Here is a 13935-nt window from a genome sequence, read left to right on the forward strand (position 1 = left end):
CTGGATACCTAATGGATAAAGGCATACTGCGCAACGTCGCAATCAATCTGTTCGGTCTCGTGCTGCCGACCTTCGTGTCGCTCGTCACGGTGCCTTCGTATATCCGCCTGCTCGGCGTGGAGCGCTACGGCGTGATCGCGCTCGTCTGGACCCTGATCGGCTACTTCAGCGTGCTCGATCTCGGCATGAGCATGGCCGCGCAAAACCAGATCTCGAAGGCGTATGCGTCGAAAGACGCCGACGCCTGCGAGCGCGTGTTCTGGAGCGCGTTCTGGCTGAACTTCACGACCGGCGCGATCGGCGGCCTGCTGATCTATTCGGGCGGCGCGCTCTATACCGCGTATTTCACGCACGTGACGCCCGAATTGCGGCACGAAGTCTATCTCGCGCTGCCCTGGCTCGCCGTGGCGATTCCGGTGGCGAACGTCTCGTGGGTGTTCGCGGGCGCGATCAACGGTGCGGAGCGCTTCGGCATCTACAACACGAACCAGACGCTCGGCACGTTCCTGTTCCAGTTGCTGCCGCTCGCCGCCGCCTGGGCCTACGAACCGAATCTGCAGACCGTGCTGGCCGCCGCCGTGTTCGCGCGTCTCGCCGCCGCGATCCTGCTCGGTCGTTCGGCGCTGCGCGTGCTCGGAATACGCAAGGTGCGCGGGCCGCGCCTCGATACCTCGAAGGCGCTCTTCAATTTCGGCGGCTGGATGCTGGTCGCGAGCATCACGACGATGGTCGCGGATTCGCTCGACCGCATGATGCTGGGCGCGGGCCTTGGCGCGCGTTTCGTCACGTACTACACGGTGCCGCAGAACCTCGTCACGCGCCTGAACATGGTGCCCAACGCGCTCGTGCGCACGCTGTTTCCGCGCCTTTCCGCGCTGGGCCGCGAGCATGCCGATGAAATCGCCGCGCAGTCGCTGCAGTTTCTCAATGCCGTGTTCACGCCCATCGCCATCGGTGCGATCGTGGTGCTCCAGCCTTTCCTGCATGCGTGGGTCGGGCCCGTGATCGCCGAGCATGGCGCGCCGGTCGGGCGCGTGCTGATCATCGCCGTGTGGCTCGTGGGGCAGGCGGGCGTGACGCGCATTCTCATCCAGTCGCAAAACAATCCTGCCGCCGCTGCGCGCGTCGGGCTCGTGGAGCTGCCGCTCTTTGCCGGTCTGCTGTGGCTCGGCATTTCGCGCTTCGGCTTGCCGGGCGCAGCCGCCGCCGTGCTGTTTCGCGCCCTGTTCGACTACGTCGTGCTGCTGTGGCTTTCGCGCATTCATAGCCGCACGATCATCGTCGATATGTTTGCCCACCTGAGTTTTCTCGCCGCTGCGCTCGCTCTTGCGTGGTGGCTGCCGGACGCGCTGTACGCAATCGGCGCCGGTGTCGTGCTCGCGCTTGCCAACGTGGTGTGGTCGGTTGCGACCACGCCGATGCTGCGCGGCTACGCCCGTTCCCTTCTCTTTCGACTGAATTCACGGAAAAGCGCATGAGTCACGAACTGATCGACGAAGCGGCGCCGTCCGAAAGCGCCGCCGCGCCCCTTCAACGGCGCGACGCCACCAAACCGCGACGCCCCGAGTCGGGCGCCGTCATGCCGCTGCGGCCACTGCGGCCGGCGCTCGCCGCAGGCCGTGCGCCGCGCGTGGCCATCGTGCACGACTGGCTCGTGACCTACGCGGGCGCGGAGCGCGTGCTCGAGCAGATTCTGGCCTGCTTTCCCGATGCGGACCTGTTCTCGGTCGTCGACTTCGTCGATGCGAAGGACCGCACGTTCCTGCGCGGCAAGCGCGCCACGACCTCGTTCATCCAGAAGCTGCCGGGCGCGCGCAAGCGTTATCGCGCGTACCTGCCGTTCATGCCGCTCGCCATCGAGCAGCTCGACGTGTCGGGCTACGACGTGGTGATTTCGAGCAGCCACGCGGTGGCCAAGGGCGTGCTCACGGGACCGGACCAGTTCCATATCAGCTACGTGCATTCGCCGATCCGCTATGCGTGGGACCTCCAGCATCAGTACCTGCAGGAGTCGAGCCTCACGCGCGGGCCGAAGTCGATGCTCGCGCGCCTGATCCTGCACTACATCCGCAACTGGGACGTGCGCACGGCGAATTCGGTGGACCAGTTCGTCGCCAACTCGGAGTTCATCGCGCGGCGCATTCAGAAGGTGTATCAGCGCCAGGCCGAGGTGGTCTATCCGCCCGTGGACATCGACGCGTTCGAGCTGGAGACCACGAAGGAAGACTTCTATCTGACCGCTTCGCGGCTCGTGCCGTACAAGAAGATCGACCTGATCGTCGAGGCGTTTGCACGCATGCCCGAGCGGCGCCTCGTGGTGATCGGCGACGGCCCCGACATGCACAAGGTACGCGCGAAGGCGACGCCCAACGTGGAAGTGCTGGGCTATCAGCCGTTCGCCGTCCTGCACGACCGCATGCGGCGCGCCAAGGCGTTCGTGTTCGCAGCGGAAGAAGACTTCGGTATTTCCGTGGTCGAGGCGCAGGCTTGCGGCACGCCCGTGATTGCATTCGGCAAGGGCGGCGCCCTCGAAACGGTGCGCGACACCGGTTCGCGCCCCACGGGCCTCTTCTTCGAAGAGCAAAACGCAGACGCGATCATCGATGCGGTCGAATCGTTCGAAAGCGATCCAGGCCGATTCCGCGCGGAGGATTGCCGCGCGAATGCCGAGCGCTTTTCTTCGCGGCATTTCCGCGAGCAATTCTTCGCGCGCGTGGCGAAGGCGGTGCCGGCGATTGCGCAGGCGGGCTCGGCACACGGCGCGGCTCCGTACGAGATCGAAGCGGACGCAGCGGAAGCGCCGCGCGTGCTCGCCATCGACCAGAGCGGCGTGCTGGGCGGCGCCGAGCTATCGCTGCTGGAAGTGGTGAAGGGCTTGCGCTCGCGTATCGACGTGCTGCTCTTCAACGACGGTCCCTTCAGGGAGGCGCTCGACAAGGCCGGTGCGCGCGTGGAGGTGCTCGATTCGGGCGCGTTGAACAAGGTGCGCCGCGATGGCGGCACCGCGCCGCGACTGGGCGTGCTTGCGGGCATCGCCGCGCTCGTGCGCGAGACGCGCCGCCGCGCGCGCGAAGCCGACGTGCTTTACGCCAACACGCAGCGTGCCATGGTGATCGGCGTGCTCGCGGGCAAGCTCGCGCGCAAGCCGGTGGTCTGGCATTTGCGCGACATTGTTAGCGACGAGCATTTCGGCCGCGTGCAGCGTGCCGTGATCAAGGGCTGCGCGAAGCTGGGACTCGCGCACGTGATTGCGAACTCGCATGCATCGGCGAAGGTGTTCGCGCAGCTCACGCGCTTCGACACGAAGCGTATCGACGTGGTGCACAACGGCGTGGATGAATCGCCTTTCCGTGCGCTTGCGCGGGTGCCGCAGGCTCAGTTGCGGGCGCAGATCGGGTTGCCCGAGGATGCGTTCCTGGTTGGTGCTTTCAGCCGTCTTGCGCGCTGGAAGGGCCAGCATGTGCTGCTCGAAGCGTTGCTCGACGAGCCGCGTGCGCATGCTGTGCTCGTGGGAGCGCCACTGTTTGGTGAGGATGCTTATGCCGCGGAGCTGCGTGCGTTCGTCGAAGCGAACGGGCTGCAGGAGCGTGTGCATTTTCTCGGCTTCCGGCATGACATTGCGGCTTGCATGCGGGCCGTGGATGTGATCGCGCATACGTCTATTACGCCTGAGCCGTTTGGGCGGGTGGTCGTTGAGGGGATGCTGGCGCAAAGGCCGGTCGTTGCCTCTCGTGATGGTGGTGTGACTGAGATCGTCGAGCATGGTGAGAGCGGGCTGCTCTGTACGCCAGGTGATGCGAAGGAACTGGCTGCCACTATCGGCAGGTTGCACGACGACGCGGCGTTGCGGGATGGGCTTGCTGCGCAAGGGCTGGCTACTGCCCGGGCGCGGTTTGGGAAGCAGCAGTATGTCGATGCCGTCGAGCGGGTGCTGGATGGGGTTGTTGCTCGGGGCAGGTAAGTTTTTGCGCTTTTAGGCCTTTTTTCGCGGCTTCTGGCCGCTTTGGCCTTTCCTTGTTTTCGCGTCGGTGTGCAGGTGTTGCCCCTTTGTGGGTGTCCAAAGAGGCTTGACCACTACACACTTGCATACCGACGCGAAAACAAGGAAAGGCCAAAGTGGCCAAAGAGGATCAAGCGACAACCCGCTTCCGAAGCCGAGCAGCAGCATTAAGCGCAGGCTTCTCGAAAAGCCGATAGAACACCCATCCAACGGGAATCACGGCCAGCGTGAACCCAAACGAAGGCCATATCGAAGTCTGCAGCTCCGAGCGGAACAATAGCGAGCCGAGCAATACGAAGAGCGGCAAGTGAATGAGATAGAGCGAGTAGCTGAAATCGCCGATCCTGGAGAACAGCGACTGCAGAAAGCCAGGGGAAGCAGGCGCAGGCCGCGCAAGCGCTTTGACGAGATAGCAGGCAAACGCACAGGCCCAGAGCTGAAACGCCCCAAACTGCCCGAAGTGAAACGCCACGCAACCGGCGACAGCGAAAAGCGCCGCAGCAGGATAGGCGAACCGAAAGCCAGAAGACCCGCGCAAACGCACTTCGGCGATCCATGCGCCGAGCATCCACGAGAACCAGTACGAAGTGAAAACGATGATGTCGTGCCGCTCCAGCGTCAACGCGGAAACGACGTTGATGAGGGCCACGGCGGCAAGCACGACATTCAGGCCAAACCGGCGCCGCGCAGCGAACAGCAGCGGATACAGCAAGTAAAACTGCACTTCGAGCGAAAGGGTCCAGAGCGCGCCGTTCGACCCATACGTCTTACCGGCCACGCCCTGCAGCGAGAACAGGTTCACGAAGAAATCGCGCGCCCCGATCTCGTTGATCTTGTGGCTCACCGGAAGCAGCGAGAGGCTGACCGAATCCACTGCCAGCGTGAGCAGCAACGCGGCGAGCAGCACCGGATAAATGCGCACGAAACGCCGCAGCCAGAACTGCCGCGCGTCGAGCCGGAAATCGGGGTTCGAGAAGAGCCGCGCGGCGCCGCTGCGGTGAATGCAATAGCCGCTGATGACGAAAAAAATCGGCACGCCCGCCGATCCCCACGCAATCGGGAACGTCAGCCACGCGGCAACGGTGCCGGGGCTCGCGAGGCTGGCATGCAGCTGGTGGAACGCGCCCATGCCGATCCAGGTGACCTGGCGGCAATGGAAATACGCCACCAGCAGGGCCGCAAAGCCACGCAGGGCTTCGATCAGATGCTCGCCGGCCAGCTCGCGGGCCGCGGCTACGGGCCGCGCTGCAGAGGCAGCGGCGGCGGGCAGGGCGGATGCAGGCGGCATGGCGGTTTGGAGTACGGGATCGCTCATCGGTGTCAGCCGGTCCTTGGGGAGAGTACCCGGCGATCTTAGGGGCGCGCGCGCGAGGGAAGTAAGGAAAAGATTTTCAAAATGTATTCATGATGAAATGAGAAATGGAGAAATAAATGGATTGAAAAACAAAGCGGTTTATTTATCGAATTTGGAATGCTAGTTTGAGTGTGATCGACTATGGTCGCTGGAGAATCCGATGAACCTGCACTTGCTGGCCGGCGTGGCCGTGCTGTTGATACTCGTGGGGGTGTCCGCGTATCGCGAGGCGTTGCGCAATGAGCCCATCCGGCGCGCACGCACGCGCTCCGGCGCCTTGCCGCCCGTCGACGAGGCGGAGTAGACTGCGCCCGAACAAGACGCGTCATTGACACAAGACGGAACAGGAAATTCATGCCGATCCGGTTGGAATTATTCTGTGTGAGTGGCAATAATTTCCGGTGTTATGCCGGAAGCGAGTCATCCGAATTTATTGGCCTTTTTTTATTCCTTAAAAGGCGCTAAACAATCTCATTCAACACAAGAATCTGCCACGGCAGAACCTCGGGGAAGTCGGCTTGCCTCGCTGCGAGACCGAGACTCAAACGAACGATCTGGGAATGGACATCATGCTGAAAGTAACCAAAGCGGTATTTCCTGTTGCAGGCCTTGGGACGCGCTTCTTGCCCGCCACCAAGGCGAGCCCGAAGGAAATGCTGCCGATCGTCGACAAGCCGCTCATTCAGTACGCGGTGGAAGAGGCGATCGCTGCGGGGATTACCGAAATGATCTTCGTGACCGGCCGCAGCAAGCGCGCGATCGAAGACCATTTCGACAAGTCGTACGAGATCGAATGCGAACTCGAAGCCCGCAACAAGCAAAAGCTGCTCGACGTCGTTCGCAGCATCAAGCCAGCCAATGTGGACTGCTTCTACGTGCGCCAGGCCGAGGCGCTCGGTCTGGGCCACGCCGTGCTGTGCGCGGAAAAGCTCGTGGGCGGCGCGCCGTTCGCCGTGATTCTCGCGGACGACCTGCTCTACAGCCCCACGCCGGTCATGAAGCAGCTCGTGAACACGTTCAATCACTATCACAGCTCGGTGGTGGGCGTCGAATCGATCGCGCGTGAAGACAGCGCGTCGTACGGCATCGTCGACGGCCGCGAATGGGAAGAGGATGTGTTCAAGCTGTCGGGCATCGTCGAAAAGCCGGCGCCGGAAGTCGCGCCGTCGAATCTCGGCGTCGTGGGCCGCTACGTGCTGATGCCCACGATCTTCGAACATCTGCGCGCACTGAAGCCGGGCGCAGGCGGCGAACTTCAGCTTACCGACGCCCTGCAGTCGCTGCTCACCGAAGAACAGGTGCTCGCGTACCGCTATATGGGCACGCGTTTCGACTGCGGCAGCAAGCTCGGCTACCTCAAGGCGACGGTGGAGTTCGCGCTGCGCCATCCGGAGGTCAAGGACGAGTTCGAAGCCTATCTGCAAGCGCATCTGCCGGCGGCGCTGCCCGCTGCAGCATAAAACTCCATAGCGCCACAATCACGCTACGGGGTACTTCAAGCGCGCGGGCTCGACGCCGGCGCGCGTTTCGCCCATCTCGCATCACTTCCCGACATTCTCCGCGACCTGGCCTTCCCGCGTCGCCGTGACAACTTTGCAATCGTCACCGGTGTATAACGGTTCTGGCGGGCATGCCGAATGCGCTCAGCGCGTCGTTTGCGTTCGTGCTGCGTGGCGGGCCGCTCGTGCGGCGGCCATGCTGCGTGAATATCCCAACGATTCTGTACGGCATTCCGGGCCGGTTTGGCGCGCGGAACTCCCGTCATTCAACGCGTGTCCGAAGGCCAGAATCCAGGCACGCGCTTCAAGGAGGAGCAACCGTCCATGACCAGGCACCTTCCCGTGGCAGGCAGTGAACATCCCGCGCCCGCTGGCGCGCAGTGCGTCGGCGCTTGCGACCCGGCGGAGCGTTTCAGGATCGTGCTGATCCTGCGGCGTCAGGCGTCGGCAGAATTTCACGAGCTGGTGGACCGGCTCGCCGCGAACGATCCCGCCGCGCAGCCAGTTTCGCGCGAGGAATACGAGCGGCGCTTTGGCGCCAGCGCTGCCGACATCGAACGTGTCGAGCAGTTCGCGAGCGCGCATGGGCTCACCGTGGATCTGGCCGACGGCTCGGCGCGCCGCGTCGTGCTCTCGGGCACGGTGCAGCAGTACAACGCCGCCTTCGGCATCGACCTGCAGCGTTTCGAGCATCAGGTCGGCAAAACCACCCATCACTTTCACCAGCCGAGCGGCCCCCTGCACTTGCCGGAAGACATGCACGAGGTCGTCACCGCCGTGGTGGGGCTCGACAATCGCGCGAAGGCGCAGCCGCACTTTCGCATCGTGCCGACGAGTCTGACCAACGCGCCGGCAGACGCGCCAGGCACACCCGGTGCACCGATCCGTCCGCCTATCCGCGCCGCGCGCGCGGTAACCAGATCGTTCACGCCTTTGCAACTCGCGGAGCTTTACAGCTTTCCCGCGGGCGACGGCAGCGGCCAGTGCATTGCCGTCATCGAAATGGGCGGCGGCTATGACACGGCAGACCTCAGCGCGTATTTCAACGAGTTGGGGGTGAGCGCGCCGCGCGTGGAGGACGTGTCCGTCGATCAGGCGACGAACGCGCCGACCGGCGACCCGAACGGCCCCGACGCCGAAGTCACGCTCGACGTGGAGATCGCCGGTTCGCTGGCGCCAGGGGCGCTCATCGCCGTCTATTTCGCGCCGAACAGCGAGGCAGGTTTCGTCGATGCGGTGAGCGCCGCGCTGCACGACAGCCAGCGTAAGCCTTCAGTCATCTCGATCAGCTGGGGCGCGCCGGAGTCGGCGTGGTCGCAGCAAACGCTCGGCGCGCTGAACGACGCGCTGCAAACGGCTGTCGCGCTCGGCGTGACCGTGTGCGCGGCTTCGGGCGACAGCGGCTCGTCGGACGGCGTGAGCGACGGCGCCGATCATGTCGACTTTCCCGCGTCGAGCCCTTACGCGCTCGGCTGCGGCGGCACGCACATCGCGGCGTCGAACGGACGCATCTCGCAGGAAACCGTGTGGAGCGAAGGCGATAACGGCGCGACCGGCGGCGGCGTGAGCGCGACGTTCGCGCTGCCGGACTGGCAAAAAGGCCTGCGCGTCGTGCGCGGCAGCGGCGGGGCGGGCGCGCTGGTGCGGCGCGGCGTGCCCGACGTCTCCGCCGACGCCGATCCCGCCACGGGCTACGAGGTGCGCGTGGCGGGCGCGGATACGGTGGTGGGCGGCACGAGCGCCGTCGCGCCGCTGTGGGCGGCGCTGATCGCGCGCATCAACGCGGCGCGCGGCACGCCCGTGGGCTTCGCGAACGCGAAGCTCTACGCGCAGCCCGGCGCCTTCAACGACGTGACGAGCGGCAGCAATGGCGACTTCTCGGCGGCGCCGGGCTGGGACGCCTGCACGGGCCTCGGCACGCCGGTGGGCAGCAAGGTGGCAACCGCGCTCGGCTCGGCGTAGGATGAGCGCGGCACGCCGCCGCGACGCGAGTTGAACACGAGAGCCAGGCGGCGGGCGCGATGCGGGTTGCATGAGAGGTTGCATTCGAAGTTGCATTCACTGTCTCAAACGCACACACACAGAAAGTGGAGACGACATGAACGACGAAGCGCAGTCCACCAAGGGCAACGGCGGTGCTCAAGGGGCCAGCCCCGCGAGCGGCAACGGCAAGCATCGCTCCCAGGCCGACCAGCCGTGCTTCGATCCCACCGCTTACGGCAACGGTCCCGACGACTTCGTCACCGACATGACCGAGAACGCCGCGGTCACGCATCACGCCATCCAGATCGGCAAGGAAGTCATTACCTATACGGCAACGGCCGGTCACCTCGTGACGGTCGATCCGAGCAGCTCGCAGCCCAACGCCAAGATCTTCTACGTGGCGTTCACGAAGGACGGCGTGCAGGCGCAGGACCGTCCCGTCACATTCTTCTACAACGGCGGCCCGGGCTCGTCTTCCGTATTCGTGCTGCTCGGCTCGTTCGCGCCCAAGCGCATCAAGACCTCGATGCCGGGCTTCACGCCGCCCGCGCCCTATACGCTCGAAGACAATCCGGACAGCCTGCTCGACAAGAGCGACCTCATCTTCATCAATCCGGTGGGCACGGGCTATTCGGCCGCGATCGCGCCGCATCACAACCGCGACTTCTGGGGCGTGGATCAGGACGCGGATTCGCTCAAGCAGTTCATCAAGCGCTACCTCACGGCGAACGATCGCTGGAATTCGCCAAAGTTTCTCTACGGCGAATCCTATGGCACGGCGCGTAGCTGCGTGCTGGCCTACCGGCTGCACGAGGACGGCGTGGATCTGAACGGCATCACGCTGCAGTCGTCGATTCTCGATTACACGCAAAGCGGCAATCCGGTGGGCGCGCTGCCCACGGCGGCCGCCGACGCGTGGTACCACAAGCGCCTCGGCGTGACGCCCGCGCCGAAGGACTTGCAGGCGTTCGCCGCGCAGGTCGCGCAATTCGCGCGCACCGATTACGTGCAGGCGCTCTCGAAGTTTCCCGATCCGAACGACAAGAGCATTCCTGCCACGCTCAAGACGTTGTCGCAATACACGGGCATCGACACGGAAACGCTGGAGTCGTGGAATCTCGACATCGCCTCGTACGACAGCCGCGGCAATTCGCTTTTTCTCACTTCGCTCCTGAAGGACAAGGGCGTGGCGCTCGGCTCGTACGACGGCCGCGTGACCGCCATCGACACGGGCATTGCCGGCAATATCGACCCCAACTCGGGCGGCAACGATCCCACCATGACGGCGGTGAGCGGCGTCTATACGGCGATGTGGAACAGCTACCTGAATGAGCAGCTCAAGTTCCGCACGAACTCGTCGTTCACGGACCTGAACGACCAGGCGTTCAAGAACTGGAACTTCGGTCATATCGATCCGACGGGCGCGCAAAAGGGCGTGGACGCGCAGGGCAATATCGTGCTTTACACGGCCGGCGATCTCGCGGCAGTGATGGCGCTGAATCCGGATTTGCGCGTGCTTTCCGCGAACGGCTACTACGACTTCGTCACGCCGTTCTACCAGACCGTGATCGACCTGCAGAAGATGCCGCTGCTCGACCAGAAGGTGCGCGACAACCTGAGCGCGCGCTTTTATCCTTCGGGTCACATGGTGTATCTCGACGCCGGCTCACGCACGGCGCTCAAGGCCGATCTCGCGAAGCTCTATCAGGTGGCCGTGACGGACCGCCCCGCGGTGGCGCGCATTCGCGCGCTCCAGCGCATGAGCACGATGAGCACCATGCATCACTGATTCTTTCGCAGGCACCGGCGCAGGCGTTTGCACGCGGTTATGGCGTGCGCCCCTGCGCCATGGCTTCGAGACACGCGCGCGCGTCGCCCTGCACGAGACGCGCCGCGCACGCGATCATCAGGTTCTTCGCCAGGCCGAAATCTTCCACCAGATAGCCGCGGTCGCACACGCGCCCCTGCGCGTCGGGCACGGAAGGCACGCGTTCGATGAGCGTGCCCTGGTCGGACGAGTAGGCCCAGATTTCCTTGCCGAGTGCGGCCGCATAGCCGATCTCGAAGGCGGTGCCCGAGTCGGGCTCGCCGGGGCCGCGAAAGTCATTGACGTTTGCCATCACGATATCGGCGGCGCGGATCGATTCGACGTTCGCGCGATAGATCCACGCGGCCTTGCGCGGGCCGTCGAGGTCCGCGGGCGCCTGCGCATCGAGCGGATAGACGCCCTCGAAGCCGAATTCCGCACACGCGGCGACGAGGCGTGCGCCGTGCTCGAGCGCATCGCGCCGGAAGACGTCGAAGCCGGCGAGATACACGCGCGGGCGGCGGGGCAACGGGGTCGAATTCATGGCGCGCGGTCCTCCAGTGCAAGGGGTTCGTCGAGACCCCGGTTCGACGATTCTAGCGCCTGGTCCCGGGCCAGTGAGGGTTCGTCCATCTTCCTGTTGCTTACAGACGATTGACAACATTTGTTGCCTCTCGCTACGATCATGCACTTTGCATCGTGCCGTGCGCCGTTGTGCGGCATCTGGATTTGCACCATGTTGGAGACCATGAATACGATCGCCGGTGGCCAGTCGAAGGCCGCATTACAAAATCTCGAGACGCGCGCCTATTCGAAGGCGACGTTGCGTCTGCTGCCGTTTCTCTTCCTTTGCTATGTGGCCGCGTATCTCGACCGCGTGAACGTAGGCTTCGCCAAGCTCCAGATGCTGAGCGACTTGCAGTTCAGCGAAACCGTCTACGGTCTCGGCGCGGGCATTTTCTTTATCGGCTATTTTTTCTTCGAAGTCCCGAGCAATATCCTCATGCACCGCGTGGGCGCGCGCGTGTGGATCGCGCGCATCATGATTACGTGGGCCGTGCTGTCGGCGGCCACGCTGCTCGTGAAGACGCCAACGCAGTTCTATTTCGTGCGCTTCCTGCTGGGCGTGGCCGAAGCGGGCTTCTTCCCTGGTATCGTGCTGTATCTCACCTACTGGTTCCCGGCCGCGCGCCGCAGCCGCATGAATGCGCTCTTCATGATCGGCATTCCGATCGCGGGCGTGCTGGGCGGCCCGCTTTCGGGCTGGATTCTCTCGGCCTTCACCGGCGCGAACGGCTGGACGGGCTGGCAGTGGCTCTTCCTGATCGAAGCGCTTCCTTCTCTCGTGCTCGGCGTGATTACGCTCTTCTATCTGCCCAACGGCATTCGCGCGGCGAACTGGCTCTCGGACGACGAGAAGGCCGTGCTCGAACGCAATATCGCGCAGGACCAGGCGGGCAAGGGCCACGCATCGATCGGCGCGGTGTTCGCCAATGGGCGCGTGTGGCTCATGGCCGTGATTTACTTCTGCTGCATGATGGGCCTGTACGGCATCAGCTTCTATCTGCCTACGCTCATCAAGGCGAGCGGCGTGAAGAACGTGCTCGACGTGGGCCTGCTCACCGCCATTCCGTACGCATGCGCCGTGTTCAGCATGCTGTTCGTCGCGAAGAGCGCCGACCGCACGGGCGAGCGCCGCTGGCACTTCGCGATCGCTTCGCTGGCATCGGCAATCGGCCTGTATCTGAGCACCGTGTTCGGCAACAACGTGCCGCTCGCCATGCTCGCGCTTTCGGTGGGCGCGGCCGGCATGCTTGCCACGATGCCCGTGTTCTGGACCTGGCCGAGCGCGATTCTCGCGGGCGGCTCGGCGGCCGCGGCCATCGGCATGATCAACTCGATCGGCAATCTCGCGGGCTTCGTGAGCCCGTCGATCATCGGCTGGATGAAGGACGTGACGCAAAGCACGAACGCGGGCATGTACTGCGTTTCGGCGGCCATGGTGCTGGGCGCGGTACTGGCGCTGCTGCAGCCGAGGAAGCTCGTCAACGGCTGATCGCATTCACCGTGACGATTGCGCAGCATGAGCGATGAAAGCAGCGGCCATGCACGCCTGCTTTTTTCCATGATCGGCTTAACATCGCGGGAAACGCGTGGTATTTCCCACATGTTGCGCGATGATCGATTGTGGCGACAAATGGATGCTTCGACCGCGCGAAATAACAGCGGCAGACGAAGCGTGACGACGAGGACCGACCCATGAACCGACTGAAGCGGCTGTCACTGGCTTGCTGGGCCATCGTGCCGTGTCTCTCTCTGCTGCAGCCCGCGGCCGCCCAGGTCGCGCAGCCTACGCTCGAGAAGATCCGCTCGGCGAACATCATCGCCATTGGTTATCGCGAGACTTCGGTGCCGTTCTCTTATGTGATCGGCGACAACCAGGTGATCGGCTTTTCGCAGGACATCTGCGACAAGGTCATCGACGCAGTCAAGCTCAGGACGAAGCGCCCGAACCTGCAGGTGCATTTCATTCCCGTCACTTCGCAAAACCGCATTCCACTCGTGCAGAACGGCACCGTGGACCTGGAGTGCGGCGTCACGACGAACCTGAAGGCGCGCCAGGCCCAGGTGAGCTTCTCCAATACGTTCTTCGTCGCGACCACGCGCCTGCTCACGCGCAAGGACTCGGGCATTCACGACTTCGCCGATCTCGCGGGCAAGACCGTACTCACCAACCAGGGCACGACGTCCGAGCGTATCTTGCGGCGCATGAACATCGACAAGCAGATGAACATGCGCGTCATCAGCGCGCGCGATTATGGCGAGGGGCGCACCACGCTCGAGTCGGGCCGCGCCGTGGCCTACATGATGGACGACGTGCTGCTCGCCGGCACGCGCTCGCTCACAGCGAAGCCTTCCGAATGGGTGATCGTGGGCACGCCGCAATCGTCGGAGGCCTATGCCTTCATGATGCGCAACGGCGACCCCGAGTTCCGGCAGCTCGTGAACGACACGATGGCGGCGCTCATGAAGAGCGGCGAAATCAATGCGATGTACGCGAAGTGGTTCGAGAAGCCGGTGCCGCCCAAGGGCGTGAACTTCGCGTTTCCGATGAGCGAACAACTGCGCGCGCTCTATGCCGCGCCGAACGATCGCGCCTTCGACTGATTGCCGTGTGCAAGTGCGAACCATGAGATGATCTCGTTCCTGACGCGGCGGACGGCGCGGGCGGCTCATGGGCGCGAGGGTTCACGCGTGCGTACGAGTCGTGGCCGCCGATGCGCGCAATGAA

At 64.1% G+C, this 13935-nt stretch carries 11 protein-coding genes; 9 read left to right on the forward strand and 2 right to left on the reverse strand.

Annotated features, from left to right (window positions below; all coding sequences use genetic code 11):
* Positions 1-11: 11 nt before the first annotated feature.
* Both AB4Y40_RS14360 and AB4Y40_RS14365 read left to right on the forward strand, forming a co-directional pair.
* The gene (locus AB4Y40_RS14360; protein WP_368688249.1) at positions 12-1478 is read left to right on the forward strand and encodes a flippase; all 1467 of its coding nucleotides are present in this window, start codon (positions 12-14) and stop codon (positions 1476-1478) included.
* Complete coding sequence (locus tag AB4Y40_RS14365; RefSeq protein WP_368688250.1) at positions 1475-3961, forward strand: glycosyltransferase family 4 protein; 2487 nt, start codon at positions 1475-1477, stop codon at positions 3959-3961. The genes AB4Y40_RS14360 and AB4Y40_RS14365 overlap by 4 nt, the downstream gene beginning before the upstream one ends.
* Positions 3962-4130: 169 nt before the next feature.
* On the opposite strand, the gene AB4Y40_RS14370 is transcribed toward AB4Y40_RS14365, so the two are convergent.
* On the reverse strand, positions 4131-5315 hold the full coding sequence (locus tag AB4Y40_RS14370; RefSeq protein ID WP_368688251.1) for an acyltransferase family protein: 1185 nt from the start codon (positions 5313-5315) through the stop codon (positions 4131-4133).
* 199 nt (positions 5316-5514) lie between these two features.
* On the opposite strand from AB4Y40_RS14370, the gene AB4Y40_RS14375 reads away from it, so the two are divergent.
* The 4 genes from AB4Y40_RS14375 (at position 5515) to AB4Y40_RS14390 (ending at position 10625) form a co-directional block, all read left to right on the forward strand.
* On the forward strand, positions 5515-5658 hold the full coding sequence (locus AB4Y40_RS14375) for a hypothetical protein (protein WP_165979327.1): 144 nt from the start codon (positions 5515-5517) through the stop codon (positions 5656-5658).
* Between the two features lie 265 nt (positions 5659-5923).
* Complete coding sequence (gene galU / locus AB4Y40_RS14380; protein ID WP_368688252.1) at positions 5924-6814, forward strand: UTP--glucose-1-phosphate uridylyltransferase GalU; 891 nt, start codon at positions 5924-5926, stop codon at positions 6812-6814.
* 363 nt (positions 6815-7177) lie between these two features.
* Positions 7178-8815 carry a protease pro-enzyme activation domain-containing protein gene (locus tag AB4Y40_RS14385; protein ID WP_368688253.1) on the forward strand — a complete coding sequence of 546 codons (1638 nt, stop codon included), beginning with the start codon at positions 7178-7180 and terminating at the stop codon, positions 8813-8815.
* 136 nt (positions 8816-8951) lie between these two features.
* On the forward strand, positions 8952-10625 hold the full coding sequence (locus AB4Y40_RS14390; protein WP_368688254.1) for a S10 family peptidase: 1674 nt from the start codon (positions 8952-8954) through the stop codon (positions 10623-10625).
* 37 nt (positions 10626-10662) lie between these two features.
* On the opposite strand, the gene AB4Y40_RS14395 is transcribed toward AB4Y40_RS14390, so the two are convergent.
* Positions 10663-11187, reverse strand: coding sequence for a nucleoside 2-deoxyribosyltransferase (locus AB4Y40_RS14395; protein WP_368688255.1), 525 nt, complete (start codon positions 11185-11187; stop codon positions 10663-10665).
* Between the two features lie 204 nt (positions 11188-11391).
* Between AB4Y40_RS14395 and AB4Y40_RS14400 the strand changes: the two genes are divergently transcribed.
* Genes AB4Y40_RS14400 through AB4Y40_RS14410 form a run of 3 tightly spaced genes read left to right on the forward strand, consistent with a single transcriptional unit; the run spans position 11392 to position 13811 of the window.
* A complete protein-coding gene (locus AB4Y40_RS14400) occupies positions 11392-12699 on the forward strand; it encodes an MFS transporter (protein ID WP_368688256.1) in 1308 nt (435 codons plus the stop codon).
* A 27-nt stretch (positions 12700-12726) separates the two neighbouring features.
* Positions 12727-12906: a hypothetical protein gene (locus AB4Y40_RS14405; RefSeq protein WP_368688257.1), complete on the forward strand. Its 180-nt coding sequence runs from the start codon at positions 12727-12729 to the stop codon at positions 12904-12906.
* Entirely contained in the window at positions 12903-13811 is a 909-nt protein-coding gene (locus AB4Y40_RS14410) for a transporter substrate-binding domain-containing protein (protein WP_368688258.1), read from the forward strand. The genes AB4Y40_RS14405 and AB4Y40_RS14410 overlap by 4 nt, the downstream gene beginning before the upstream one ends.
* Positions 13812-13935 lie beyond the last annotated feature (124 nt).

Source organism: Paraburkholderia sp. EG287B (genome assembly GCF_040965595.1).
Classification (GTDB): domain Bacteria; phylum Pseudomonadota; class Gammaproteobacteria; order Burkholderiales; family Burkholderiaceae; genus Paraburkholderia.

What these genes read in the sequence shown, in the direction of transcription:
- AB4Y40_RS14360 (WP_368688249.1), top strand. Translation starts at nt 12, where the DNA reads ATGGATAAAGGCATACTGCGCAACGTCGCAATCAATCTGTTCGGTCTC.
- AB4Y40_RS14365 (WP_368688250.1), top strand. Translation starts at nt 1,475, where the DNA reads ATGAGTCACGAACTGATCGACGAAGCGGCGCCGTCCGAAAGCGCCGCC.
- AB4Y40_RS14370 (WP_368688251.1), bottom strand. Translation starts at nt 5,315, where the DNA reads ATGAGCGATCCCGTACTCCAAACCGCCATGCCGCCTGCATCCGCCCTG.
- AB4Y40_RS14375 (WP_165979327.1), top strand. Translation starts at nt 5,515, where the DNA reads ATGAACCTGCACTTGCTGGCCGGCGTGGCCGTGCTGTTGATACTCGTG.
- galU (WP_368688252.1), top strand. Translation starts at nt 5,924, where the DNA reads ATGCTGAAAGTAACCAAAGCGGTATTTCCTGTTGCAGGCCTTGGGACG.
- AB4Y40_RS14385 (WP_368688253.1), top strand. Translation starts at nt 7,178, where the DNA reads ATGACCAGGCACCTTCCCGTGGCAGGCAGTGAACATCCCGCGCCCGCT.
- AB4Y40_RS14390 (WP_368688254.1), top strand. Translation starts at nt 8,952, where the DNA reads ATGAACGACGAAGCGCAGTCCACCAAGGGCAACGGCGGTGCTCAAGGG.
- AB4Y40_RS14395 (WP_368688255.1), bottom strand. Translation starts at nt 11,187, where the DNA reads ATGAATTCGACCCCGTTGCCCCGCCGCCCGCGCGTGTATCTCGCCGGC.
- AB4Y40_RS14400 (WP_368688256.1), top strand. Translation starts at nt 11,392, where the DNA reads ATGAATACGATCGCCGGTGGCCAGTCGAAGGCCGCATTACAAAATCTC.
- AB4Y40_RS14405 (WP_368688257.1), top strand. Translation starts at nt 12,727, where the DNA reads ATGAGCGATGAAAGCAGCGGCCATGCACGCCTGCTTTTTTCCATGATC.
- AB4Y40_RS14410 (WP_368688258.1), top strand. Translation starts at nt 12,903, where the DNA reads ATGAACCGACTGAAGCGGCTGTCACTGGCTTGCTGGGCCATCGTGCCG.